This is a genomic window from Enterococcus sp. DIV0236 (assembly GCF_050558525.1).
Lineage (GTDB): Bacteria > Bacillota > Bacilli > Lactobacillales > Enterococcaceae > Enterococcus > Enterococcus faecalis.
Genome location: NZ_CP187891.1, coordinates 917,234 through 941,216, shown reverse-complemented (window position 1 = coordinate 941,216; position 23,983 = coordinate 917,234). Strand labels below are relative to the sequence as shown.

27 protein-coding genes and 1 other annotated feature are annotated in these 23,983 nt (G+C 38.0%); of the genes, 8 read left to right on the top strand and 19 right to left on the bottom strand.

The window, feature by feature from the left end:
* Positions 1-6: 6 nt before the first annotated feature.
* Positions 7-453, bottom strand: a complete 447-nt coding sequence (locus IGK27_RS04680) for an NUDIX hydrolase (protein WP_002358001.1) — start codon at positions 451-453, stop codon at positions 7-9.
* Between the two features lie 148 nt (positions 454-601).
* On the opposite strand from IGK27_RS04680, the gene gloA reads away from it, so the two are divergent.
* Complete coding sequence (gloA, locus tag IGK27_RS04675) at positions 602-976, top strand: lactoylglutathione lyase (protein WP_002358003.1); 375 nt, start codon at positions 602-604, stop codon at positions 974-976.
* 141 nt (positions 977-1,117) lie between these two features.
* Positions 1,118-1,840: a gamma-glutamyl-gamma-aminobutyrate hydrolase family protein gene (locus IGK27_RS04670; protein ID WP_002358005.1), complete on the top strand. Its 723-nt coding sequence runs from the start codon at positions 1,118-1,120 to the stop codon at positions 1,838-1,840.
* Between the two features lie 50 nt (positions 1,841-1,890).
* On the opposite strand, the gene IGK27_RS04665 is transcribed toward IGK27_RS04670, so the two are convergent.
* A complete protein-coding gene (locus tag IGK27_RS04665; RefSeq protein ID WP_002386000.1) occupies positions 1,891-2,763 on the bottom strand; it encodes an aldo/keto reductase in 873 nt (290 codons plus the stop codon).
* A gap of 28 nt (positions 2,764-2,791) precedes the next feature.
* Positions 2,792-3,154: a hypothetical protein gene (locus IGK27_RS04660; protein WP_002358008.1), complete on the bottom strand. Its 363-nt coding sequence runs from the start codon at positions 3,152-3,154 to the stop codon at positions 2,792-2,794.
* Between the two features lie 169 nt (positions 3,155-3,323).
* Here IGK27_RS04660 and IGK27_RS04655 point away from each other — a divergent pair, with 169 nt between their 5' ends.
* Positions 3,324-4,244 (top strand): mechanosensitive ion channel family protein, encoded by a 921-nt coding sequence (locus IGK27_RS04655; RefSeq protein WP_002382128.1) that lies wholly within the window; start codon positions 3,324-3,326, stop codon positions 4,242-4,244.
* 44 nt (positions 4,245-4,288) lie between these two features.
* Here the strand turns inward: IGK27_RS04655 and IGK27_RS04650 are convergent, their stop codons facing one another.
* From IGK27_RS04650 to ulaG, 10 genes are all read right to left on the bottom strand, one after another.
* Complete coding sequence (locus tag IGK27_RS04650) at positions 4,289-5,458, bottom strand: N-acetyldiaminopimelate deacetylase (RefSeq protein ID WP_002386002.1); 1,170 nt, start codon at positions 5,456-5,458, stop codon at positions 4,289-4,291.
* Between the two features lie 36 nt (positions 5,459-5,494).
* A complete protein-coding gene (gene dapD, locus IGK27_RS04645) occupies positions 5,495-6,196 on the bottom strand; it encodes a 2,3,4,5-tetrahydropyridine-2,6-dicarboxylate N-acetyltransferase (protein WP_002358012.1) in 702 nt (233 codons plus the stop codon).
* Between the two features lie 80 nt (positions 6,197-6,276).
* Complete coding sequence (gene cbpB, locus IGK27_RS04640; protein ID WP_002358013.1) at positions 6,277-6,765, bottom strand: cyclic-di-AMP-binding protein CbpB; 489 nt, start codon at positions 6,763-6,765, stop codon at positions 6,277-6,279.
* 256 nt (positions 6,766-7,021) lie between these two features.
* Positions 7,022-7,732 carry an L-ribulose-5-phosphate 4-epimerase gene (locus IGK27_RS04635; protein ID WP_002358015.1) on the bottom strand — a complete coding sequence of 237 codons (711 nt, stop codon included), beginning with the start codon at positions 7,730-7,732 and terminating at the stop codon, positions 7,022-7,024.
* Positions 7,722-8,582: an L-ribulose-5-phosphate 3-epimerase gene (locus IGK27_RS04630; protein WP_002358016.1), complete on the bottom strand. Its 861-nt coding sequence runs from the start codon at positions 8,580-8,582 to the stop codon at positions 7,722-7,724. The genes IGK27_RS04635 and IGK27_RS04630 overlap by 11 nt, the downstream gene beginning before the upstream one ends.
* Before the next feature lie 4 nt (positions 8,583-8,586).
* On the bottom strand, positions 8,587-9,225 hold the full coding sequence (locus IGK27_RS04625; RefSeq protein ID WP_002381985.1) for a 3-keto-L-gulonate-6-phosphate decarboxylase UlaD: 639 nt from the start codon (positions 9,223-9,225) through the stop codon (positions 8,587-8,589).
* 13 nt (positions 9,226-9,238) lie between these two features.
* Positions 9,239-9,538: a PTS sugar transporter subunit IIB gene (locus tag IGK27_RS04620; protein WP_002358018.1), complete on the bottom strand. Its 300-nt coding sequence runs from the start codon at positions 9,536-9,538 to the stop codon at positions 9,239-9,241.
* Between the two features lie 14 nt (positions 9,539-9,552).
* The gene (locus tag IGK27_RS04615) at positions 9,553-11,040 is read right to left on the bottom strand and encodes a PTS ascorbate transporter subunit IIC (RefSeq protein ID WP_002381988.1); all 1,488 of its coding nucleotides are present in this window, start codon (positions 11,038-11,040) and stop codon (positions 9,553-9,555) included.
* Positions 11,041-11,052: 12 nt separating this feature from the next.
* Positions 11,053-11,511, bottom strand: a complete 459-nt coding sequence (locus tag IGK27_RS04610; RefSeq protein WP_002358021.1) for a PTS sugar transporter subunit IIA — start codon at positions 11,509-11,511, stop codon at positions 11,053-11,055.
* A 17-nt stretch (positions 11,512-11,528) separates the two neighbouring features.
* A complete protein-coding gene (ulaG, locus tag IGK27_RS04605; RefSeq protein WP_002358022.1) occupies positions 11,529-12,596 on the bottom strand; it encodes an L-ascorbate 6-phosphate lactonase in 1,068 nt (355 codons plus the stop codon).
* A gap of 193 nt (positions 12,597-12,789) precedes the next feature.
* Here ulaG and IGK27_RS04600 point away from each other — a divergent pair, with 193 nt between their 5' ends.
* Positions 12,790-13,554, top strand: a complete 765-nt coding sequence (locus IGK27_RS04600) for a DeoR/GlpR family DNA-binding transcription regulator (RefSeq protein WP_002381990.1) — start codon at positions 12,790-12,792, stop codon at positions 13,552-13,554.
* Positions 13,555-13,647: 93 nt separating this feature from the next.
* On the opposite strand, the gene IGK27_RS04595 is transcribed toward IGK27_RS04600, so the two are convergent.
* Genes IGK27_RS04595 through racE form a run of 3 tightly spaced genes read right to left on the bottom strand, consistent with a single transcriptional unit; the run spans position 13,648 to position 16,348 of the window.
* Entirely contained in the window at positions 13,648-14,160 is a 513-nt protein-coding gene (locus tag IGK27_RS04595; protein ID WP_002381991.1) for a metallophosphoesterase, read from the bottom strand.
* Between the two features lie 12 nt (positions 14,161-14,172).
* Positions 14,173-15,528 carry a ribonuclease PH gene (gene rph / locus IGK27_RS04590; RefSeq protein WP_002358026.1) on the bottom strand — a complete coding sequence of 452 codons (1,356 nt, stop codon included), beginning with the start codon at positions 15,526-15,528 and terminating at the stop codon, positions 14,173-14,175.
* On the bottom strand, positions 15,521-16,348 hold the full coding sequence (gene racE / locus IGK27_RS04585) for a glutamate racemase (RefSeq protein ID WP_002358027.1): 828 nt from the start codon (positions 16,346-16,348) through the stop codon (positions 15,521-15,523). Before racE ends, rph begins: the two co-directional genes overlap by 8 nt.
* Positions 16,349-16,612: 264 nt before the next feature.
* On the opposite strand from racE, the gene IGK27_RS04580 reads away from it, so the two are divergent.
* From IGK27_RS04580 to IGK27_RS04565, 4 genes are read left to right on the top strand one after another with little or no spacing between them, the layout of a single operon-like run.
* Positions 16,613-17,344, top strand: coding sequence for an amino acid ABC transporter ATP-binding protein (locus tag IGK27_RS04580; RefSeq protein WP_002358029.1), 732 nt, complete (start codon positions 16,613-16,615; stop codon positions 17,342-17,344).
* A 34-nt stretch (positions 17,345-17,378) separates the two neighbouring features.
* Positions 17,379-18,206, top strand: coding sequence for a transporter substrate-binding domain-containing protein (locus IGK27_RS04575; protein ID WP_002360586.1), 828 nt, complete (start codon positions 17,379-17,381; stop codon positions 18,204-18,206).
* Positions 18,207-18,251: 45 nt separating this feature from the next.
* A complete protein-coding gene (locus tag IGK27_RS04570; RefSeq protein ID WP_002363695.1) occupies positions 18,252-18,965 on the top strand; it encodes an amino acid ABC transporter permease in 714 nt (237 codons plus the stop codon).
* Positions 18,966-18,976: 11 nt separating this feature from the next.
* Entirely contained in the window at positions 18,977-19,642 is a 666-nt protein-coding gene (locus IGK27_RS04565) for an amino acid ABC transporter permease (protein WP_002382114.1), read from the top strand.
* Positions 19,643-19,839: 197 nt separating this feature from the next.
* Here the strand turns inward: IGK27_RS04565 and pheT are convergent, their stop codons facing one another.
* From pheT to IGK27_RS04550, 3 genes are all read right to left on the bottom strand, one after another.
* The gene (pheT, locus tag IGK27_RS04560) at positions 19,840-22,263 is read right to left on the bottom strand and encodes a phenylalanine--tRNA ligase subunit beta (RefSeq protein ID WP_002378183.1); all 2,424 of its coding nucleotides are present in this window, start codon (positions 22,261-22,263) and stop codon (positions 19,840-19,842) included.
* Between the two features lie 7 nt (positions 22,264-22,270).
* Positions 22,271-23,317, bottom strand: a complete 1,047-nt coding sequence (gene pheS / locus IGK27_RS04555) for a phenylalanine--tRNA ligase subunit alpha (protein ID WP_033626351.1) — start codon at positions 23,315-23,317, stop codon at positions 22,271-22,273.
* 56 nt (positions 23,318-23,373) lie between these two features.
* Positions 23,374-23,592 (bottom strand) — a binding site (T-box leader).
* Positions 23,593-23,635: 43 nt separating this feature from the next.
* Entirely contained in the window at positions 23,636-23,980 is a 345-nt protein-coding gene (locus tag IGK27_RS04550; protein WP_002358035.1) for a winged helix-turn-helix transcriptional regulator, read from the bottom strand.
* Positions 23,981-23,983 lie beyond the last annotated feature (3 nt).

The following is a 23,983-nucleotide window of genomic DNA, read 5'->3' as shown; positions in this document are numbered from 1 at the left end:
GTTATTTTATGATGCTGCCGCTAGCCATTTTTCAACGGCCCAGCGGTGGCTTCCTCTTTTTAATAAACGGACTGCTTCTTCTGGTGCAACCCAGTGTAAAGTATTGGTCCTTTCTAAGGGTTCGCTAAGTTGCCGCCAAGTATTCGCTACATAAAAATAGCCAGGATTATAATAGGCAGTTTGGCGATGGTTCGAATAAAAATATTCATCAGCTTCCCCTAAATAACAGCCAATTTCTACACTAATTCCTAATTCTTCTAGCACTTCTCGGTGGATCGCTTCTTCTTTCGTTTCGGTGCCTTCAATTTCGCCTCCTGGTAAAAAATAAGCTCCATTTGGCGCTTGTACCAGAACCATTGTGTTATTTTCTGGCTTTGAAACAATAATGTATGCAGCATATCTTGTTTGATAGGTCAATGTCTCTTCTCTTTTTCCAAACGTTGGCGTTTTCATTGGCGCACCTCTTCTCTTTTCATCTATTTTACCTGAGAAATTCCTTTAGAACAAGTCAGAAACCAAGCGTTTTTCTCTACATTTCACGTTTATCTATGCTACTATTAACGTTGGAAATATAATTAAGTTTGAAAGGGAGTTTTTAACTATGAAAATGGCTCATACATGTGTGCGTGTAAAAGATTTAGAGGCATCATTAGATTTCTATCAAAAAGCCTTCAATTTTGAAGAAAGTCGCCGTCGTGATTTTCCAGAAAATAAATTTACTTTGGTTTATTTAACTTTACCAGGAGACGACTACGAACTAGAACTAACTTATAATTATGATCATGAAGCATACGATTTAGGAAACGGTTATGGTCATATCGCCATCAGTACAGATGATTTAGAAGGATTACACGAAAAACATCAAGCGGCTGGCTTAACTGTTACTGACTTAAAAGGCTTACCTGGAACTGCACCATCTTATTACTTTGTTGTCGACCCAGATGGTTATAAAATCGAAGTCATTCGTGAACGTTAAAAAGTTTCACTTGTTCACTTACTGAGTTTTTTGTGTTTGAGAGCTGTCCGAGACAAAACTTGTCTCGACTTCTTCTCAAACACTTTTTTCAAAAAAGTGCTACAATAGAACGTATGAATTTATTGAGGATGTGATGTTATTATGACAAAAAAAATTATTGGAATCGCTGGCAATCAACTTTTGCAGGCGGCTGAAGTGTTTCACGGTAACCAAGTGACTTACACCCCACAAGGTTTTGTGAGCGCTGTTCAAGCCGCAGGTGGCGTTCCTCTCGTTTTGCCAATTGGCCCCAAAGAATTAGCCGCTACGTATATACAACAAATTGATAAACTACTTTTAGCAGGCGGTCAAGATGTTGCCCCTGAATTTTACGGACAAGAACCCCATATAAAATTAGAAGAAACGAATCGTGATCGTGACGAGTTTGAATTAGCCCTAATTGAAGAAGCCTTAAAACAAAACAAACCTATTTTTGCGGTTTGCCGTGGAATGCAATTAGTCAATGTTGCTTTAGGTGGCACATTATATCAAGATTTATCGATGTATCCTCAATGGTCAGTTAAGCACGGACAACAACCCACTCAACCAATCTTTGCGACGCATCGTATTGATGTTGAACCAGACAGTCAATTATCAAACATATATGGTACAACTGGTCAAGTCAACTCGTACCATCACCAAGCACTACATACTTTAGGAAAAGATTTACGCGTTACTGCTTGGTCCTCTGATGGCCTTGCAGAAGCAGTGGAATCAACAAATGAACAGCAGCCTTTATTAGCTGTTCAATGGCATCCTGAACTAATGTACGCACGTGATGCCAAATCCCAAGCACTCTTTAACTACTTTGTTCAAAAATTATAGTAAAAACGGAGGGACGTCTTTTGCCCCTCCGTTTTTACTTGTTATCATACTTAAAAATCAAAATTATCTGGATCTGCACCAAAACGATGATCCTTATTTAACTGATTAATTGCGGTTATTTCTTCTGGTGTTAATTCAAAATCAAAGACAGCAAAATTTTCCTGAATTCTTTTTTCGTGAACAGATTTAGGAATCACGATAATATCATTTTGTAAGTGCCAACGAATAATCACTTGGGCCGCTGATTTACCATATTTTTCACCAATTTTCACTAGTACTGGTTCAGATAATAAATTACCTTGTCCTAGAGGAGACCAAGCCTCCACGGCAATCTTATTTTCGGCTAAATATTTTCGTAGCGGTTCTTGTGTTAACGTAGGATGTAATTCAATTTGATCCACCATTGGCACAACATTGGCTTCTGTTAATAAATCTTCCAAATGATGTTGATGAAAATTGGAAACGCCAATTGCTTTGGCACGACCACTTGCGTAAATTTCTTCTAATGCTTTCCATGATTCTTTATATTTACCAGCAACAGGCCAGTGAATTAAATATAAATCAACATAGTCTAACCCTAATTTTTCTAAGCTTTTATCAAACGCTTTAATCGCATTTTCATAGCCTTGATCTTCATTCCATAATTTCGTCGTCACGAAAATTTCTTCGCGGGGAATACCCGATTGACGAATGCCTTCGCCCACCCCTACTTCGTTTTTATAAACGGCTGCCGTATCAATCAAGCGATAACCCGCTTCTAAAGCCCATTTTACTGAATTTGTTGCTTCTAAGCCATCTTCTACACGCCAAACGCCTAAACCTAAGCGTGGCATTTCATTGCCATTTGCTAATTTTTTTGTTTTATCCAAAGTCATGTGTTTCTTCAGTCCCTTCATTTTCATTACTTTTAGTATACTACGCATTCTTCTTTCACGAAACAATCACGACTTGTCAGGTCATTTTCTTTATTTTTAATAAATAACGACGCCAATAAGTCAGCACTCCGATTAGTGCCACAACTACAATTGTTCGACCGCTAACGCTTCCAATCCACAGTTTAACTGCAAGTAACCAGATACAAAAGAGATAAACACAGGACCAATTAAAGGAAACTTTCAATGTACATGATTCCGCAATTTCGATTATCTGACTACTAAAAAAACGACTCCCTAATCGTAAAGCGACTGGATTATGGAAGATGAATGTTCGTCGCTTGTCAGCCGTCAAGCGAGTGGCACATCGTTCATCAATAAAAATTGTTACAGGTAATTTAGAAAGTAAATCATTTTTTGCCCATTCAATTGAAACTTTCACGCAGCACTCACAACCTTTAACAAAATTATAAAATATATTATTTATTTACAAAATTATAACATTCCTAAAAAAACATGTTAAGTCTTTAAAAAAACTTTCTATTTTCTTCCCCTTTCGCCGAGAGATTTAGTATACTAAAAGAAGAAATTTTAGAGAAAGTTGGATTTTTATGTTGATACTTGGTTTAGCCAGTACTGAAACAGTCGATTCTTCTGCTCCTGATTTAGCAGAAGCGACCGTAAAAAAAGTGAGCGCGCTACAACGCTTTTGGAACAATATTAATTGGGATGCCATTGTCGCTACCTTAATTGAAAAAAGTTTATCAATTTTATTTTTAATTTTTCTATTTTTTATTATTCAGCGAATCGGGAAATATTTAATTGATCGCACCTATGCAAATTATAGTAAAAAGCAACATTTTAGTGAAAGCCGTTTAAAAACGTTACACACTTTAATTATTAATGCATTTCAATATACGCTGTTCTTTTTCTTCATCTATTCTCTTTTGACCATTGTCGGTGTGCCTGTTGGCTCATTATTAGCCGGAGCGGGAATTGCCGGTGTTGCCATTGGTTTAGGGGCTCAAGGATTCATGAATGACTTAATTACCGGATTTTTCATTATTTTAGAACAACAAATGGATGTAGGCGATTATATTCGCTTATTGGCGTTAAATATTGAAGGAACAGTTACTTCTGTCGGATTACGAACCACTCAAATTAAAGCGGTTGATGGAACTGTTCATTTTATTCCAAACCGAAACATCACCACAATCAGTAACCTGTCTCGTGCCAATATGCAAGTGTTAATTGATGTCCGCATCAATCCTGAAGAAGGTTATGAAAAAATTTGTGAAGTGATTACAGAAGTCAATGAAACGTTAAAAGAAAAGTATATCGAAAGTATTCAAACTGGGCCAGATATTTTTGGTATGGTTGATTTAGGCAATGGCAACTTTGCGGTGCGAACGACCATGTATGTACTAAACGGCAAACAATTTGCGGTCAAAGAAGAATTTCTAGCTCAATATATCAAAGCATTAACAGAGGCCGGTTTTACGATTCCCAATACGCCCATTATTGCAAAATAAAAAACAGCCACCAGATATTTATTAGTTATCTGGTGGCTGTTTTTCTAATTGTCCAATGATTTTAAAAACCCACTAACTGCCTCCACTCCAAACAATAACGCCTCTTCGTTCGGTTCAAACTTGGCAGAATGAAGGCTATAAGGACTTGCCACGCCTAACCAAAACATCGTGCCTGGGACTTTAGACAATAGATAGCCAAAATCTTCACCTGTCATTGCAACCGGTGCTTGTTGAAATTGAACTGTTGCTTGTTTGCTCATGTATTCAATAAAATTCGTGGTACATGCTGGCTCATTCACTACAGGTAAATACCCTTTTTGATCAAGATGAACAGTTACTTCACATTGAAAAGATTGCGCAATACCTTCACTAATTTCGCGAATTCTTCGCTGCGTTTGTTCATTCGTTTCTGCTGTCAATGTGCGAATTGTACCAGATAAAGTTGCTTCTTCGGCAATCACATTGCAGGCAGTCCCTGCATGAAAAGTCCCAAAAGTAACGACTGCCCCGACCACAGGATCAACATTTCGACTAACGATCGTTTGCGCTTGCTGAATTAAATTTGTGGCCGCCAAGACCATATCATTTGCTTGATGCGGAAAAGCCGCATGTCCACCTTTTCCTTTTAAGGTAATGTTCACTTCACAAGTGGCAGCAAACAATGTCCCTACTCTGGTACTAATAGTTCCGACTGGCAAATCAGGATTAACATGAAGCGCATAAAATTCATCAGGTAACCACTCACCAAACGCATGGTCTTCATACATCAACATCCCCCCTGCTTCATTTTCTTCAGCAGGTTGAAATAAAAATAAAAAGTTATTGTCTGGTTGCTGTTGACTTAATTCTTTCAAAACCCCTAAACCGATTGTCATGTGAAAATCGTGCCCACAGGCATGCATAAACCCTGGTCGTTTTGATTGAAAAGCAGAAACCACTTCCTCTTGAATAGGCAAACCATCAATATCAGCACGCCAGCCGATGGTTTTCTGAGGATTTTTGCCTTCTATGAAGACTAAAATCCCCGTTTGCCATGTTCGAACTTGCAGATAAGGTTGCTTCATTTTATCAATTTCATTAAGTAAAAAGGCTTGTGTTTCCTTTTCTTCTAGACCGATTTCAGGTATTTGATGTAGTTGCCGTCTAATCGCAATTAATTCTTCTTGCTCCACAAAAGCCACTCCTTCATTTTTGGGGTAATCGAAAGCCGCCATGAAGAAGTTTCTTCATCGCGACTGACTAATTTATTTTTAGAGTTTACGTAATTCTTCTAAAATCTCTGTTTTACTCTTGGTTTTATCATCAATTTGTTTAATTACTTTTGCTGGCACGCCTGCGACAACGGTATGCGCTGGAACGTCTTCCACAACTACTGCCCCAGCAGCCACAACGGCACCTTCACCAACACGAACCCCTTCTAGTACGACCGCATTCGCTCCAATGACAACCTCGTTTTCAATAACCACAGGTGCGGCACTTGGGGGTTCAATGACACCAGCTAAAACCGTTCCCGCGCCAATATGACAATGTTTTCCTACAGTTGCACGGCCGCCTAAAACAGCGCCCATATCAATCATAGTCCCTGCACCAACGACGGCGCCAATATTTAGAATAGCCCCCATCATAATCACCGCTTGATCGCCAATTTCAACTTTTTCGCGAATCAAAGCACCTGGTTCAATTCGAGCATTAATGTCTTTCAGATCAAGAAAAGGAATTGCTGAGTTACGTGCATCGTTTTCTACAACATAATCCTCAATTTTTTCTTTGTTTGCTTCTAAAAAAGGTTTTACGTCAGCCCAATCGCCAAACAATGTCCCAGTTTTACAATTATTAAAGACCTTAATTGTTTCCGGAAACGTGACTTCTTTTAATTGCCCTTTCAGTGTTACTTTAACAGGCGTTTGCTTTTTGGCATCGCCAATATACTGAATAATCTCATATGCGTCCAATCACAGCACTCCTTTACTTCGTGTTATCATACAGAATAACGCATTTATGAGAAAAAAGTAAAGAGTTTCTTGCGTTTTATTTAAATTACTTTCATTTCTTCTTCTGATTTAGGCAGAACAAGATGATGTTTTTCTAATTCATGCGCCATATGATTGACCGCTTTTAAAATTTCTTTGCGTGTAATGATACCTTTAAAGCGTTGATTATCATCAACCACTGGTAAAAAAGAAGCATCTACTAATAAATGTAACACTTCTTCTAAATCCCACGATTCACCAATTACAGGAACATTGACTTCCATTACATCGGCCACAGTAAATTCATTCAATTTTTCAAAATCCACTGAAGTCAAATCAAACATTTTATCTACAACGTCTGTCAAGCCGATTAAGCCAACAAAGCGATCTCCCTTATCTAACACAGGAATCTTGGAATAGCGAACTTGCGATAAGACTAATGCCGCGTGACTTAACGGATTTAAACACATTACATTGGCGACATTTTCGGCGGGTACTAAAAACGTTTCTTGTTTTTCTAATAATAATTCTTTTACAGCAGTCCCTATCATGATTGGGTTGCCTCCATTTCTAATTCTTTAACACGTAACTTATTGTACCTAATTCTGCGGAAAAAGTCTTGGAATTCGCAAATTCTTCATAACTTAACAAACGAAAATTAACGTTTTGTTCTATTCTCCCCAAAAAAAGAGAACGCTTTCTTAAAAAAATAAAAACTTAGTTGTCCCATAACAGACAACTAAGTTTTTATAAAAGACCAATTAATCAGTCAATTATCCTTCTTTTTCACACGTTTCATCACAGCCATCACTGACCATAATAAGCGGAAATCCCATGTTTTCTAAGATAGTGTTTATCCAATAAAAAATGATCAATTGGTTCAACAGCTGGATTAATTATTTCCGTCAAACGTGCCATTGAACAGATTTCATCTAAAATCAAGCTGTTTTCAACTGCTTTTTCCGGAGTCATTCCCCAAGTAAATGGGCCATGTCCATAAACTAGCACTCCTGGAACTGCTAAAGGATCTAGTTCTTGTTCATGAAATGTTTCAACAATGACTTTGCCAGTCTCTTCTTCATAGTTTTCTTTAATTTCACTTTCAGAGAGCGCTCTTGTGCAAGGTACAGCGCCATAAAAAGCATCCGCATGGGTGGTACCGTAAGGAGGTAAGGCTCGCCCTGCTTGAGCCCACGTAACACTATTCAGGGAGTGCGTGTGCGCAATCGCTCCAATTTCTGGCATTTTTTGATAAAGATAAAGATGCGTGGGTAAATCAGAAGACGGCTTTAATGCATTGGTTTCCAATAGTTGTCCGTTTAAATCAGTCACTACCATCTGTTCCTTGGACATTTCTTGATACTTGACGCCGCTTGGTTTAATTACGATAATCCCTAATGACCGATTGATTTCACTAACATTGCCCCACGTTAATTTGACTAAGCCCAGTTTTGGCAAAGCCAGATTCGCTTCATAAACACGTTGTTTCATTGCTTGGATGATCGCTTTATTGTTCATAATAACCCACCTCTGCTAATTTGGGATAGAGATACTGCTGCGCGGCTTGAATTTTTTCTTGAAAATTCAAATCCGTTTCATTCCACATTTCAATTAAAAAAGGACCACTATAGTTTAAACGCTTGAGTGTTTTCAATAAGCCTGTAAAATCAACACAGCCTTCTCCAAAAGTAACTTCCCGAAACTTCCCTTCAAATGTGTCTGTTACAGCGAAGGTATCTTTTAAGTGAATAGCAGCGATTTCAGCAATTCCCTTTTCAAGCTCAACCGCCGGATTATTTTCCGGCCAAGCAGACAAATTACCTAAATCAGGATAGACATGCAAAAAAGGAGACGGAATTTGTTCCTTAATTTCTAGAAATTTTTGTATGCTATTCATAAAAGGGTCATCCATAATCTCAACAGCCAGAATGACACCGTATTGTGCAGCTTCCTCAACGCCCTTTTTCAGACCTTGAAGAAAAAATTCCCTTGTTTCGGCAGTTTTTTCTTCGTAAAAGACGTCATAGCCAGCTATTTGAATTACCCGTATGTTTAATTGATGAGCCAAACGAATCGCTTGAGATAAAATTTTCCGTCCTTTTTCACGTGTTTCTTTATTTAAAGAGCCTAAAGGGAACCGCCGATGACCACTTAAACACAAAGAATGGATAAAAAAATCTTCTTTCACCATTAATTGAGAAAGTTCTTGTAACTGGCTTGGTGTCCAAGCCAATCGTGCTAAACGTTCATCGGATTCATCAATTGACATTTCTAAAAAATCAAACCCTAACTTTTTGGCCCATGTTAATCGTTCTGCCCAAGTTAAATTTTGCGGGAGTGCTTTTTCATACAGTCCAATTCGTGCCATTTTATCACTTCCAAATCTGATCGATTTTTTTTTGAAAATCTTTGGCTGCTTGTTCAGGATTTTTTGATTCAGTAATCCCACGGCCCGCAATAAATGTTGCAACTGCCATTGTTTGAAACAATTCAAGCGTTTCGACAGTTAAACCACCTGTGACGGACACTTCAAAGCCTAAGTCAATTAGTTCTTGAACTTTATTCAAATCTTTTTCTCCCCAGCTGCCGCCAGCTAAAAGAGCATCTCTACTTTGATGATAAATCACCTGATTAATCCCTAATTCTCGCCATTGTCGAGCTTGTTGCATTGTCCAATTTCCATATAGTTCTACTTGTAATTCTCGGACTTCTTTTTGAGCTGCAGCCATCGTTGGTAAGGTGGCGCAACAAATGACCGTCATGAAATCAGCGCCTGCTTGTGCGACATTACGAGCAACTGTACCGCCCGCATCAGCACATTTTGTATCAGCAACAATCGTTTTATTAGGAAACATGCGTTTTAAACAACGAATTGCTTTTTGGCCTTCTTGTAAACACAAAATAGTGCCAACTTCGATAATATCGACAATTTCTCCGACTTTCATACAATCTGCTAAAGCGTCTTCTAAGCTATTATGATCTAAAGCGATTTGTAAGTTTGGTCTTTTCATCTTTCCCATCCTTTTATTCAGATTTTTGATAACGATCTGAAGCCATATATTTTTCTTGAATTTCTTTTGCAGACATTACATTTTTAATGCCAATCACTGTGACTCCACGTTTTTCTGCTTGCTGAAACATTTGTAAAAAATTGACTGGAGTAAAAACAACGTCGTATTGGCTAGCAGAGCTTTTTCCTTCTGAAATGGCGCAATGATGAATTTTTGTAATCGGTACACCTAGTTCTTTCATTGCTTTTTCAACACTCCGCATCATCATTAGACTCGTGCCAGAACCATTGGCACAGGAAACAAGTATTCTCATTTTAAATTCCTCCTTTAATTCTCTTGAAATTTTTTAGCATATTGTTCATAATCATTGACAATCATAAAGTAACCTTCTGGATTTCTCCGATACTGAAGTTGCGGAATTATTAGTAACCCAATCACCACCACTGCTACGCCAACATAGCCTAGAACTTTCATAATGATTGTAAATAACGGCCAAGCTGTTGCCCAATCGAACATACCCAAATAACCGCCATATTGAGATAATCCAATCCATGTAGCAAATAAAGCTGAGCCACCTACTTGGATTAAACCTGAAAGGAAGGGGAATAAACAAGCAGCTTTTACTCCGCCACGATTATTTGCATAAACAGCTATGACAGCGTTATCAAAAAACAATGGGATAAAACCCGCAATAACGATTGTCGGAGACTTTAATAGAATCAGTAAGCCAATCATTAAAAACTGGCCTAATGCGCCAAAGAGAAACCCAATTGTTACTGCGTTGGGCGAGCCAAACCCGAAAGTCGCTGCTACATCAATCCCAGGAACAGCGCCTGGTAAAATGGTATTTGAAATCCCTTGGAATGACTGCGTCAACTCGTCGACAAAGGTTCTAACGCCTAATTGTAAGATAGCTAAATAGACAGCAAAATTTAATGAAGTGGTCATGATATAAAAGAAGAAACTCTGCCCTTCTTGCATAAATTTAGCTTGAATTAAATAATCTTGTCCCAAAACAAGCAAGATAATGCCAAAGAAAAAGAGCATCAAAATGGACGTAGCAACCATATTTTCATTAAAAATGGATAGAAATCCTGGTAATTCAATATCTTCCAATTTTTTATCGGCCTTCTCTGAACGATGTTTCTTTTGATCACGTTTTTTCAACCATTCTGCTAATTTTGCAAAAATAAATATGCCAAACATTTGTTGATGGGCTACCGCAAAACCAGCACCTTCTGTTAATTCCTGCGTAATCCCTACCGTTAAATTTGAAGCAACTGCCCAATAACACCCAAGAATTAAGCCCATAAAAATTAGTACTTCGATTCTACCTAAGTTAGGAAAACAAAAGAGTAAAATCCAGAAAGCGGTAGCTGCTTGTTGAATCTGAACATTCCCTGTTGTAAAAACGGCTCTCAATTTTGTATATTTTTGAAAACGAACCAACAAAATATTCATAATAAATGCGATCAATAACAAAATCATCACATCACCAAAGGTTCGTCCAAAGGTTTTCATCAATCCAGCATCGACTGCATTTTGCCCGAAATATGGATCGGTAACCATTGCCTGTAAATTAAATCGCTCTTTCAAGCCTACTAGAATAGGGCGAAAATTATTAACCAAACCACCAGAACCAACACTCAAAATAAAATAACCAACTGTCGCTTTCAGAAAACCTGCTAAACATTCATAAAAGGGCCTCCGTAACAAGAGATAACCTAATAACACGATGAAACCAATCAAATATGCTGGCTGTGTTAAAACGTTCGTAGCAAAATAAGTCCAACTATTTAACAAGAACTCCCCCATTGATTTTTCCCCCTATAATTGATATTTCTCCATAACTTCTTTAAAATCCATTGGCGTATTTGTTTCTAACAAGTCAGCAATCACGCCATCCGTCATCAATAAATCCATCAATTGCTGAATATTTTCAAGATGTTCGGCGGGATTTTGGGCTGCCAATGTAAAAAATAATGTTGCTGTTTTTGCTTCTTGATCGCCAGCAAAAGTGACTGCTTGCTTAAATTTTGTAAAAGAAATGGCCGTTCCAAAAACGCCTGCGCTTTCCTCTGATGAATGTGGCATGGCTACTTCAGGAGCAATGATGATATAAGGTCCAAACGTTTCGACACACTGGATAATCTCATCGACGTAACTCTGATCGATGATGTGTTTTTGGAGTAAAATCAAACAACTTTCCTGAATCGCCTCTTGCCAACTAACCGGTTCTTTATCAGGGTAATGAATAAGCTCTTGCTCCCAAAAATAAGTTAACATTGTACATCCAGCCTTTCTTACAAGAATGAAGGAAATGGTGTATCATTTTCTTTAACAAAAACATCATCAAAGCCACGATCAAAGTTAAATTCTAAGTTGTCTTTGTCATCTGGATAAACAAATTTGCCACCCACTTGCCAAATATATGGTTTAAATTGATAATGTAAACGATTTTTTTTAAATTTCCAAATTTCCATGATTTCTTTTGGATCCGCCATAAAATTAGACCAAATATCATAATGAACAGGAATGACTACTTTCGCATTTAAAGATTCTGCCATTCTCAACATATCAACAGAAGTTATTTTATCTGTGATACCGCGAGGATTTTCGCCATATGCTCCTAAGCAAACATCAATTGCATATTGATTACCATGTTTCGCAAACAAGTTAGAATAATGAGAGTCTCCGGCGTGATATACCGTACCACCTGAGGTTTCAAATAGATAATTGACAGCTAGTTCATTCATGTCCTGAGGCATTTTACCTTTAAATGTATTTTCAGGATCATCAGAAGTAATTAGCGCGGTTCGATCAAAAGCTTCCAAGGCCAATACGTTCACATCATTCACTTTTATTTCTTGACCAGGCTCTATAACCCGTGTTTTTTCTGACGGAACACCCCAACGCTGCCATGTTTTCACTACTTCTTTTGGACCAATAAATAGAGCCTTAGGACAATTTTGATGAACAGCAGCAGCTGTGTGAATATCCAAATGGTCTGAATGAATATGTGTGACAACTAAAGCATCTACCTCTTTTATTTCAAAAGGATCAATCACAAAAGGTTGTGTTCTTAAATTAGGTTGCATTTTTTGGCAACCACTCATGCGCATCATTTGATGGCCATTTTTCATTAAGCCGTTCCCGTGCGTTTGTTTTCCTGTTCCACACCATAAATCACATAAAATATTCGTGTTCTCATGCGTTTTCAGCCAAATGCCTGTACAACCAAGCCACCAGAGTGCAACCGTTCCTTGAAGCACATTTGTCTGATTAATTTCTTCGTTTAAATAAGTGCCCCATTCTGGAAATGTCGCCTTCAACCAACTTTCTTTTGTAATTTCATGAATCGATTTGCTCATGCTACCACTCCTCTTCTCAAATGATTGTGTTATGCTTTATAAGAAAATCATAGCCGCAAAAAATCACAATGAAAACCCTTTTATATGATTGTTTGCACTTTTAATGATTCTTTTACGTGTTTTGTTTTCCTATGAGTTATACTATTTCATGGGGGACCGTGTCCAAAAAAATAACTAAAGGAGGTTGTATTACTTGAAAAGTTCATTAGAAACCATTGAAAAAAGGCAACAAAACATTCTCGCGCTGCTGCAAAAAAACAAACAAATGACTACCTATAAATTAGCAGATGTTTTAAATGTTTCCTTAAGCACAATTCGTCGTGATTTAAATGTCTTAGAAACTAAGAATGACATCATTCGAAAATATGGGTATTGTATTTACAACGACCAAAATCAGAAAGACTTTGATCAATCAGGACCGGAGTTATTAAAACAAGCCATTGCTCGTGTTGCTTGTAGCTATCTAAGTGATTATGATACCGTTTTCATCAATTCAAGTTCCACTGCTTTGAATATTCTCCATTATTTAAAGGCCGACCATCTGACCATCGTAACGAATAATTTAAAAATTGCCACCAAGCCTCATGTTTCTCAATACAATTATATTTTGACCGGAGGCGAATTACGTTTTCCCAAAGAAGTTCTGGTAGGAGATATTGCCATTAACACAATCACCGCAACGCATGCCGATGTTTGCGTAATTGGCTGTAGCGGGGTCAGTTTAGAACATGGCGTCACTACAAAAATTTTCAATGAAGCAAAAATTAATGAGCTTATGATAAAACAAACAACAAAAGTAAAAATTCTGGTCGCGGACCATCGAAAAATCGGCTTGACATCTAAATTTAAAATTGCTGATATTACCGCTTTTGATTGTTTGATTACAGACAAACATTGCTCATCAACTTTAATTACAGAACTTCGTAAGACCGGCTTAAAGGTTATCCAAGTCGACTAAAAAAAGAGCGTAGGACAAAAATCAAAAAGAGATTTTTGTCCTACACTCAAAATCTGATAAATAAAAAAGTAGCACTTATTTCTTAACATTCACTTACTTCGTAAACGTTGCCTTTAATCGTTCCAATGGTTGGTGCTCTTTGTTATAGTACTGAACGAGATATTGTTCAGGTGTACTTTCAATTATGGCATATGTTTTCTCTTGAACTGGTCCACGAGGTAAACGAATACTTCCCGGATTAACAAAGAGAATGTTATTGTGTCGCTCTGCGCCCAGTACATGAGTGTGACCAAATAAGGCAATTGTCGCTCCTGCTTCTTCCGCTTGTAAAGCAAGTGTCGTGAGCCCCATTCTAACATTGGCCAAATGACCATGTGTCATATAAATAACTTGATCCCCCACTTTTTTAGTCACAGTTTTGGGAAATTCATCATAAAAATCACAATTTCCTTGGACTACAATTAATTTCTGCCAAAGTTCATCTGTCGGTTCTAATTCAGAATCACCACAGTGAAAGAGTGCATCGACTTGTCCTTCATAATGATTCACTAAGTCAACTAAACAGTCACGGTCGCCATGATTATCGCTTACTACCAAGATTTTCATACGTTTCAACTCCTATTTTTTTAGCCATTCTTCCCATTGTTCTTTTAATTTTGCCACTGCTTGTCCACGATGACTAACTTTATTTTTCTCTTCTCCAGACAATTCAGCTGCCGTCTTACCAAGCTCTGGGACATAGAAAAGTGAATCGTACCCAAAGCCTCCTTCACCACGAGGAATCGTGCCGACTTCTCCTGGCCATTCAGCTTCGACCACCAGACTTTCTTTCTTTGGTTCAGCAAAAACCAATGTACAATGGAAACGCGCTTGTCTTTTTTCTTTTGGCACGCCCGTTAACTCGTGCAATAGTTTCGCATTATTTGAAGCATCATTAGTTGGTTCACCAGCAAAACGAGCAGAATAGATTCCTGGCATTCCCCCTAACGCATCAACAATTAATCCCGAATCATCTGCTAATACTGGTTTCTGTAAAATTTCTGCAATTGTTTCAGCTTTTAGACGAGCATTTTCTTCAAATGTTCGACCAGTTTCTTCTACATCTGGCAAATTCGGATAATCTAATAACGTCTTAACTGTATATCCTTTTTCACCAAAAATTGAACTAAACTCTTTCGCTTTACCAGGATTTCTAGTTGCAATGACAATCACTTTCTCTTCTGAATCTTGCGAAGGGACTTCTTCAGAGGCTAAAGCATAAAGCGCTTCTTTCTGATACGCAATTAATTCCTCGATCCCTGTTTTTCCATAAAAGAGCATGGCATTTAACTCATCTCCTGAGAAGGTAGCTTCTTCACCCGTTCCTTGAATTTCCACAAATTCACCAGACTCGGTCATCACGATGTTCATATCCACTGCAGCATTCGAGTCCTCTGCGTAATCTAAGTCCAGCACACAATAACCATCGGGTAAAATACCCACGCTGACAGCAGCTAAATGCTCTTTAATTGGGTCTTCCGCTAGCGCACCAGTCATCAATAAATGATTAACTGCTAAGCGTAGAGCAACAAAAGCGCCTGTAATACTAGCAGTACGGGTTCCCCCATCTGCTTGAATCACATCACAATCGACAACAATGCTCCGTTCCCCTAACTTTTCTAAGTCAACAACAGCTCGCAATGACCGCCCAATCAAACGTTGAATCTCCATTGTTCGCCCTGTTAATTTTCCTTTCGCACTTTCCCGAATATTTCTTGTGTTCGTCGCGCGAGGGAGCATGCTATATTCAGCTGCTACCCAACCTGTTCCCGCGCCTCGTAAAAATGGGGGAACCTTTTCTTCGACAGTGGCTGAGCAAATTACTTTGGTATCGCCAAACGAAATAACCACCGAACCTTCTGGATGTTTAAAAACATTGGTTTCAATAGTGATCTTTCGCAATTCTTTTGGTGCACGACTATCATGTCTAATCATTTTCGTTTCCTCCTAAGTGAATCTGTTGTGCTTTTAAGTTCTCTATACCAAGCCAACTGCTTGCAATCTCTTCAAACATTTTTGCAGAACCAGTTGTATAAAATTCATGGGGCTGTGTAGGCGCTTCAGGCGTGTGGGCAATGTCAAAATAATCGAGAAGCATGCTGACTTCGCCAACTGTTTCGGCTCCTGAGTCAATTAATGTCACATGACTCCCCATCACATTTTGAATCACCGGACGTAACAACGGGTAATGGGTACAACCTAAAATCAACGTATCAAGTCCTTTTAATTGTAGTGCTTGAAGTGTTTCTGCCACAATTTTTTTTGCTACGGAAGAACGATATTGATTACTTTCAACAATGGGGACAAATTTAGGGCAAGCTAAACTAGTCACCTCAATTGCTGGTGCCTTACTTTTAATGGCGATTTCATAGGAAGCACTTTTGATTGTCCCTAAGGTACCTATGACACCAATTTTGTTATTTTTTGTGACTTTAACGGCTGCTCGTGCGCCAGGTAAAATAACACCGACAACTGGAATTGGCAAGGCAGCTTTAATTTCTTCTAATGCGACAGCCGTCGCGGTATTACATGCGATTACTAGCATTTTTATTCGTTTTTTCAATAAAAAATCGGCCATTTCCCAAGTAAACTGAACGACTTGTTCGGCTGGTCGTGGACCATATGGGCAACGGGCTGTATCTCCTAAATAAATTAATCGTTCATTTGGTAATTGTTTTAGCGCTTCCTTTAAAACAGTTAATCCACCAACGCCAGAATCAATTAATCCAATGGCTTCTTGATTGCTCATTCTCATCCTACCTTTGCCTTTTATTCACTGCCTTTATTTTCTACTTTTTAAGGACTATTGTCAATTTTTCCTGTTTTGCTCTCATTTATTTCTTTTTTTGAAGGAAATCTTTTTCGATTAAAAAACTAGTAATTCATTTTTTTGTATGTTATAATTCCTAACATTGAGAATACAATTAGAAATACATTTGGTTAATTTAATTTAAATAACACGTTTCTCACCGAATCCTCTGTTATCTTTTCTACCAAATGATTGCAAAGGAGACTGCCTATGATTTCTTTAGAACATGTAAATAAGTATTTTGGGGAGCATCACGTTTTAAAAGATATTACTTTGAATGTAGAGCAAGGAGAAAAAATTGTCATTATCGGACCCTCCGGCTCTGGCAAAAGTACATTAATTCGGTGTATGAACCAATTGGAAAAAGTCAATGATGGTTCCGTCGTAATTGATAACATTGACATCACCAAACCGAAAGCACCGATTCAAAAGGTTCGCCAGAAAGTTGCCATGGTCTTTCAAAATTTTAACTTATATGCTCACAAAACGATTATTGATAATTTAACGTTAGCACCGATTAAAGTGATGGGCGTTTCCAAAGACGAAGCGATTCGTACTGGCATGGAGTATTTAGAACGAGTCGGTTTGGCTGATAAAGCTTCTGCTTATCCTTCGCAGCTTTCTGGCGGGCAGCAACAACGGGTCGCTATTGCTCGTGCCTTAAATATGCATCCTGAGATTATCCTTTTTGATGAACCGACTTCGGCACTTGATCCAGAAATGATTCAAGAAGTTTTAGATGTAATGGTCGATCTTTCCAAACAAAATATTACCATGGTTTGTGTCACACATGAGATGGGCTTTGCTCGTCAAGTGGCTGACCGTGTAATCTTCATGGACCAAGGACAGATTATTGAACAAGGAACGCCTGAACATTTCTTTACAAGCACTGAAAACCCTCGTGCAAAAGAATTTCTAAGTAAAATTATTCATAACGGGTAATGAATAAAAAACAAAAAATTGGAGGAATGAAGGAATGAAAAAACAAAATAAATGGCTGGCTGGACTCTCCTTACTTGTATTAGCAGGCATCATTGTGGGCTGTGGTAGCGGCAACAATGACTCAACTTCCAAAAGTGCTTCATCAAACAAAACGGTCACAGTAGAACAATTAAAAAAAGCGGGGAAAATTAAAGTAGGTGTCAAAGAAGACATTCCTAATTTTGGCTATATGAATCCTGATACAAACAAAAATGAAGGAATGGAACCAGATATTGCACGCTTGATTGCGAAAGAAATTACCGGCAGCGAAGAGAATGTGGAATTTGTGGGCGTGACAGCGAAAACGCGCGGTCCCCTTTTAGACAATGGTGAACTAGATATGGTAATTGCTACATTTACAATTACTGATGAACGTAAAAAGACTTATAATTTTACAACTCCTTATTATACAGATGAGATTGGTTTCCTTGTGCGCAAAGAGGATAACTTCTCAAGTATGAAAGATTTAGACGGAAAAACAATCGGCGTTGCACAATCTGCTACGACAAAAGAAAACTTAGAGAAAAAAGCGCAAGAGGAAGGAATCAAATTTACTTATCAAGAATTAGGTTCCTATCCAGAATTAAAAACAGCGTTAACTTCTAAACGAATTGATGCATTTTCAGTGGATAAATCAATCCTATCTGGCTATGTGGATGGCAAGACAGAAATTTTAAAAGATGGTTTTTCGCCACAAGAATATGGAATTACCACAAAGAAAGCAAATACTGAATTAAATGATTATCTAAATGGTTTAATTGAAAAATGGGAAAAAGACGGCACACTAGAAAAAATTTATCAAGACTGGGGCTTAAAAAATTAATCATTCCTAAGACTTGAAGAATCAAAAATTTTAGGAGGGATTTTTATGTTTTTGTTAGCCAATATTTCCTGGCTTGAAGAAGGGCCATTTGCCTTATATCGTTGGGAAGCTTTATTTCAAGATTGGCGAATTTTTGGTCAGGCATTTCTCTATACTATTCTGCTTTCTTTAGGAGCGATCTTAGTTGCCTTTGCTTTAGGCATTTTCTTTGGCAGTTTATCAGCGACCAAAAGTAAACTTTTACACGCAATTAGTCGTGTCTATGTAGAATTTTTTCAAAACACACCTTTGTTGATTCAATTTATCGTAGTCTATTATGGCTTTCCTCTGCTAAGCCCGCTGCTTTCATTTTCTATTACTACGATTGCCATTCTGTGTGTAGGCCTCTATCATGGCGCCTACATTTCTGAAGTGGTTCGCTCAGGAATCGGAGCTGTCCCAAGAGGGCAATTTGAAGCGGCTTACTCCCAAGGATTAACGTATGGTCAAACGATGCGGTATGTGATTTTACCACAAGCATGGCGGATTATGTTACCGCCTTTAACCAATCAAGTAGTGAACCTAATTAAAAATACGTCAACAGTTGCCATTATTTCTGGCGCTGACGTAATGTTTGCTGCCAATAGTTGGTCGTCTGTCAACTTGAACTATATTCCCGCCTTTGCGCTTGCTGGTTTCTTATATTTCATTCTTTGCTTCCCATTAGCGAATTTGGCTAGAAAAATGGAAGAAAAAAATAAGAAAGCATATAGCAGATAGGAGGAAAACAGATGCCTTTTTCAGAAGAAATGCGTCAATTACTGACAGCAAATAATTTTCAATTTCTATTTAACGGCTTAAAATTGACGCTCTATATTTCCTTCGTCTCAATTATTTTGAGTACGATTTTTGGCACCATTCTAGCCGTTTTGCGAAATCAAACCCATGGACCACTGAAGTTACTTGCCAGTATTTATGTAGAAGTGGTGCGTAATATTCCAAACTTATTGTGGATTTATGTTATTTTTTTGATTTTCAAAATCAAATCCACACCTGCTGGAATTGTGAGTTTTACTGTGTTTACCACCGCTGCTTTAGCGGAAATTATTCGTGGTGGTTTAAATGGGGTCGACAAAGGCCAAATTGAAGCGGCACGTTCTCAAGGTTTTTCAAATTGGCAAATTCTTTATCATATTGTTTTGCCTCAAGCCATTCGCAATGTCTTACCAGCAATTGTTTCTCAGTTTGTTACTGTCATCAAGGATACAAGTTTCTTGTATTCCGTGATTGCTTTACAAGAACTCTTTGGCAAATCTTATATCTTAATGGGGCGCTACGCACAAACAGGACAAGTATTCACTATTTACGGAATCGTCGCCCTAATTTATTTCATTATTAACTTTAGTATCTCACAATTTTCACGTTGGCTTTCACGAAATTGGGCGAAAAGTTATTAATGTAGTTAAAAACAGGAGGCTGAGACAAAAGTGTTTAGCTCCAAGAAATAAGAAGGAATTTCCGAAAATTGTTCTTTAATTTTTGGAGAATTTCGGCTTATTTCCGAAGGAGCTGCTTTTGTTCAGCTGATTATCTTAAGATTTAGAAAGTGGGGCATAAGTCATTTCGACTTATGCCCCACTTTCCTGTTTTTATTTTATCTTACTTCTACTTGATGTTTTTCAATTAGCGCTTTTTCAACCTTTTCCATTGAACGGTTAATTTCTTCATCCACTAATGTCGCTTCTGCATTAACGAAAGTTAAACTATACGCCATTGATTTTTTGCCAGCGCCTAGTTTTTCACCTTGATATACATCAAATAAATGAATCTCTTTCAAATATTTACCTGCGTTATCTGAAATAGTTTTAACTAGTTCTTGATTGGTAACTGTTTCATCGACTAATAAAGCAATATCTCGAGAAACTGCTGGGAATTTAGAAACTGCTTCATAAGTAACCCCGCCTGCTTCTGTGGCTACTAATTGTTGCAAGTTTAATTCAGCAACATATGTTTCAGGAATATCGTACGCTTTTGCTGTCGTTGGGTGAACTTGTCCGACAAAACCAACCACTTCATCTTCTAAATAAATCCATGCTGTCCGGCCTGGATGCATTTCTGGAATCGCCGTTGTCGCTTGATAACTGATTTTTTCTGTTAATCCTAAAACAGCTACAATACTTTCCACTAAGCCTTTTACTGTATAAAAATCAACGGCTGTTGCTTTTGTTTGCCAATCTTTAACCATTGTATTACCAGTTAAAGCAAGTGCTAAGTGATTTTCTTCTGTAGGTAAATTTTTTGTTGGATCTTCTGTTTGGTAGAAAACGCGTCCTACTTCGTAGAAGGCGATATTATTATTTTTACGTGCCACATTGTATGCGACATCATCTAATAAACCAGAAATTAAGTTCATACGTAACACAGAACGCTCTTCACTCATTGGCCATTGCAAACGTGTTGTTTGACTTTCTTTCATCATAAATTGACGGGATTTTTCTTCTGTTGTCAATGCATAGCTGATGGCTTCACTCGTACCATGACCTTCCAGTAAGCTCTTTAATTGGCGCGTAACATGTTGTGCTTTGGTTAGACTTCCAGCAACTGTTTCTCCACTTGGCAATGTTGAAGGTAAATGATCATATCCATAAATGCGCGCCACTTCTTCAATAATATCTGCTTCAATCGCAATATCCCAACGTCTTGGTGGAATCGTAATTTCATATGCGCCTTGATTTACTTCATAAGCAAAACCGAGTGCTTCAAAAATTTCATTCACCGTTGCTTCATCTAATGCAGTGCCTAAATATTGGTTGATTCGCTCTAAAGTCACAGCTACCTGCGCTTCTTTAACGGCCACTTCAGAACCAACTGCAGTGCCTGAGACCACTGTTCCGTTGGCTAACTCTGCAATCATCGCGGCTGCCACATCACAAGCTAGCCCCACTGTCGCTTGGTTGATGCCTTTTTCAAATCTACTTGAAGATTCACTCCGTAAATTGAATTGTTTAGACGTTTTGCGAATAGACAATGGATTGAACAATGCCGCTTCTAAAGCCACAGTTGTTGTTTCTTGACTGATTTCAGAATTAGCCCCACCCATTACACCGGCTAAGCCGACAGGCGTTTTTCCATTCGTAATGACGATATTTTCTTCTGTTAATTGACGTGTTTCACCATCTAATGTAATTAGTTCTTCTGCTGCTGTTGCTCGACGAACCAAGATTTCTTTGCTATCTAATTTTTGATAATCAAATGCATGCAATGGTTGACCAAATAATAATAAAATATAATTTGTCACGTCCACCACATTGTTAATCGGACGGATTCCTTCATTCATCAATCGATTTTGCAACCACTGAGGACTTTCTGCAATCGTCACATCTTTAATGACACGAATTTGATACGCTGGTGCATCTTGTGAATCTTCAACAGTCACTGTTACGTAATTTCCCACGTTATCTGAAGCATCTTCTTTGAGTTCGGGATCATTAAACTGAGGCGTTTGACGATAAATTGCGCCAACTTCATAGGCTACCCCTCTCATACTTAGTGCATCTGCACGGTTTGGTGTAATTGATAATTCAATAATCGCATCATCCATGTCTAAATAAGGGAAAACAGGTGTCCCATTCACTGCTTCTTGAGGTAAATAATAAATCCCTTCAGCATAGGCTTTTGGTACGACATTGTCTGAATATCCTAGCTCTTCTAACGAACAAATCATTCCGTTAGAGACTTCGCCACGCATTTTACCTTTTTTAATTTTTTGATTTCCTGCAATTCTTGAACCAGGTAATGCTACGATGACTTTAATTCCGGCTTTTACATTTGGTGCTCCACAAACAATTTGTGACAATTCTTCTTCACCGATGTCTACTTGGCAAATTGATAAGTGGTCAGAGTTTGGATGAGGAACACATTCTTTTACTTCACCGACAACAATTTTCTTTAATCCTTCTTCAGGTACAGCAACGCCCTCAACTTCGATACCTGTCACAGACATTTTGTCCGCTAATTCTTGCGGAGTAACGTTTGAAAGATTAACATATTCATTTAACCATTTATAAGAAACTAACATTTTTCAACTACTCCTTTACCTTGAATTGATTTAAGAAACGTAAATCATTTTGATAAAAATTACGGATATCATTTACACCATAACGTAACATAGCAACGCGATCTGGTCCTAAGCCAAAGGCAAAGCCTGAGTACTCTGTTGGATCAATCCCTGACATTTGTAACACATCTGGATGAACCATCCCCGCACCTAAAATTTCAATCCAACCTGTATGTTTGCAGACGTTACAACCTGCGCCGCCACATTTAAAACAGCTAACATCTACTTCGACTGAAGGTTCTGTAAAAGGGAAATAGCTAGGGCGTAAACGAATTTTACGATCTTCACCAAACATTTTTTTCATCATGACTTCTAACGTCCCTTTTAAATCACCCATTGTGACATTTTTATCGACAACAAGGCCTTCAATCTGATGGAATTGGTGACTATGTGTCGCATCATCTGTATCACGACGGAATACTTTCCCAGGAGAAATCATTCGTAATGCACCTTTTGAAAAATCGTGTTTTTCCATTGTTCGAGCTTGAACTGGTGAAGTATGCGTACGAATTAACATCTCATCTGAAATATAAAACGTATCTTGCATGTCGCGTGCTGGATGATTTTTTGGTAGATTCATGCGTTCGAAATTATAATGATCGGATTCTACTTCGTATCCTTCCACTACTTGATAACCCATGCCTAAGAAAATATCTTCAATCTCTTCCATAACTTGTGTCAAAATATGACGTGTGCCTTGAGGCATTTGTTTTCCAGGTAAAGTTACATCTAAACTTTCTTCTTTTAGTGCCGCATTTAACGCTTCGTTTTCTAAAACAACTTTGCGCGCTTCAATTGCTTCTGTTAATAAATCACGAATTTCATTTGCAAAGCCCCCCACCACTGGTCGTTCTTCTGGTGAAAGGTTTTTCATGCCTCTTAATACTTCGGTGATTGGCCCTTTTTTTCCTAATGTTTCTACGCGAATTTGGTTTAATTCTTTTAAAGTAGCAACTTGTGCGATTTCTTTGAGCGTATTGTCTCTAAGAGCTTCTAATTGCGCTTGTAATGTCATTATGCGTTCCCCTCTATCTTTTATTTAAACTAAAAAAAACGATAACCCATTCCTTTCAAAGGAACGAGCTATCGTGTTACCATCCTAATTCATAACAAATTGTTGTCATGCACTCATTTCATTTAACGGCAATTACCGGTTTGCTTTCTTCTTGAAAACAAACAAACTCAGGAAGTGAATTTCGCTTGGTGACTGTGTAAATCAGCTTCCAGTCTCTGGCTGACTCTCCCTAAAACACGTCAATTCAAACTACTTGTTTCCATCACTGTTTTTTTAGTTATTTAATTACGTTTAGTTTACAAGAAGTTTTGCTTGCGGTCAACTGCATTCTTCGTCTTTTACCCATTTTTCTGCCCAATGTTGAATTTGTTCCATCGCTAATTGCAAGTCTTCGCCTTTTTCGGTCAGGAAATATTCTAAGCGATTTCCTTCACCGCAACGAACAGCTTTGGTGATAATTCCTTCAGCTTCTAGTTCCTTCAATCGCTCTACTAAGACACGATCACTTAACATTGGAATTTTTTCTTTTAATTCGCCAAAACGTTGAGGACCTCGTTCTAATAAAACATCAATAATTAAACCATTCCATTTTTTACCAAGTATTGAAAATGATTTTTCAAATTTGGGACAAAGTACAAACGATTCTGTTTTTACTTTTTCCATCTT

Bases quoted from the DNA above. Each gene is read 5' to 3' on its own strand.
- IGK27_RS04680 (WP_002358001.1), bottom strand. From the start codon at position 453: ATGAAAACGCCAACGTTTGGAAAAAGAGAAGAGACATTGACCTATCAA.
- gloA (WP_002358003.1), top strand. From the start codon at position 602: ATGAAAATGGCTCATACATGTGTGCGTGTAAAAGATTTAGAGGCATCA.
- IGK27_RS04670 (WP_002358005.1), top strand. From the start codon at position 1,118: ATGACAAAAAAAATTATTGGAATCGCTGGCAATCAACTTTTGCAGGCG.
- IGK27_RS04665 (WP_002386000.1), bottom strand. From the start codon at position 2,763: ATGCGTAGTATACTAAAAGTAATGAAAATGAAGGGACTGAAGAAACAC.
- IGK27_RS04655 (WP_002382128.1), top strand. From the start codon at position 3,324: ATGTTGATACTTGGTTTAGCCAGTACTGAAACAGTCGATTCTTCTGCT.
- IGK27_RS04650 (WP_002386002.1), bottom strand. From the start codon at position 5,458: ATGGCGGCTTTCGATTACCCCAAAAATGAAGGAGTGGCTTTTGTGGAG.
- cbpB (WP_002358013.1), bottom strand. From the start codon at position 6,765: ATGATAGGGACTGCTGTAAAAGAATTATTATTAGAAAAACAAGAAACG.
- IGK27_RS04635 (WP_002358015.1), bottom strand. From the start codon at position 7,732: ATGAACAATAAAGCGATCATCCAAGCAATGAAACAACGTGTTTATGAA.
- IGK27_RS04630 (WP_002358016.1), bottom strand. From the start codon at position 8,582: ATGGCACGAATTGGACTGTATGAAAAAGCACTCCCGCAAAATTTAACT.
- IGK27_RS04625 (WP_002381985.1), bottom strand. From the start codon at position 9,225: ATGAAAAGACCAAACTTACAAATCGCTTTAGATCATAATAGCTTAGAA.
- IGK27_RS04620 (WP_002358018.1), bottom strand. From the start codon at position 9,538: ATGAGAATACTTGTTTCCTGTGCCAATGGTTCTGGCACGAGTCTAATG.
- IGK27_RS04615 (WP_002381988.1), bottom strand. From the start codon at position 11,040: ATGGGGGAGTTCTTGTTAAATAGTTGGACTTATTTTGCTACGAACGTT.
- IGK27_RS04610 (WP_002358021.1), bottom strand. From the start codon at position 11,511: ATGTTAACTTATTTTTGGGAGCAAGAGCTTATTCATTACCCTGATAAA.
- ulaG (WP_002358022.1), bottom strand. From the start codon at position 12,596: ATGAGCAAATCGATTCATGAAATTACAAAAGAAAGTTGGTTGAAGGCG.
- IGK27_RS04595 (WP_002381991.1), bottom strand. From the start codon at position 14,160: ATGAAAATCTTGGTAGTAAGCGATAATCATGGCGACCGTGACTGTTTA.
- rph (WP_002358026.1), bottom strand. From the start codon at position 15,528: ATGATTAGACATGATAGTCGTGCACCAAAAGAATTGCGAAAGATCACT.
- racE (WP_002358027.1), bottom strand. From the start codon at position 16,348: ATGAGAATGAGCAATCAAGAAGCCATTGGATTAATTGATTCTGGCGTT.
- IGK27_RS04580 (WP_002358029.1), top strand. From the start codon at position 16,613: ATGATTTCTTTAGAACATGTAAATAAGTATTTTGGGGAGCATCACGTT.
- IGK27_RS04575 (WP_002360586.1), top strand. From the start codon at position 17,379: ATGAAAAAACAAAATAAATGGCTGGCTGGACTCTCCTTACTTGTATTA.
- IGK27_RS04570 (WP_002363695.1), top strand. From the start codon at position 18,252: ATGTTTTTGTTAGCCAATATTTCCTGGCTTGAAGAAGGGCCATTTGCC.
- IGK27_RS04565 (WP_002382114.1), top strand. From the start codon at position 18,977: ATGCCTTTTTCAGAAGAAATGCGTCAATTACTGACAGCAAATAATTTT.
- pheT (WP_002378183.1), bottom strand. From the start codon at position 22,263: ATGTTAGTTTCTTATAAATGGTTAAATGAATATGTTAATCTTTCAAAC.
- pheS (WP_033626351.1), bottom strand. From the start codon at position 23,317: ATGACATTACAAGCGCAATTAGAAGCTCTTAGAGACAATACGCTCAAA.
- IGK27_RS04550 (WP_002358035.1), bottom strand. From the start codon at position 23,980: ATGGAAAAAGTAAAAACAGAATCGTTTGTACTTTGTCCCAAATTTGAA.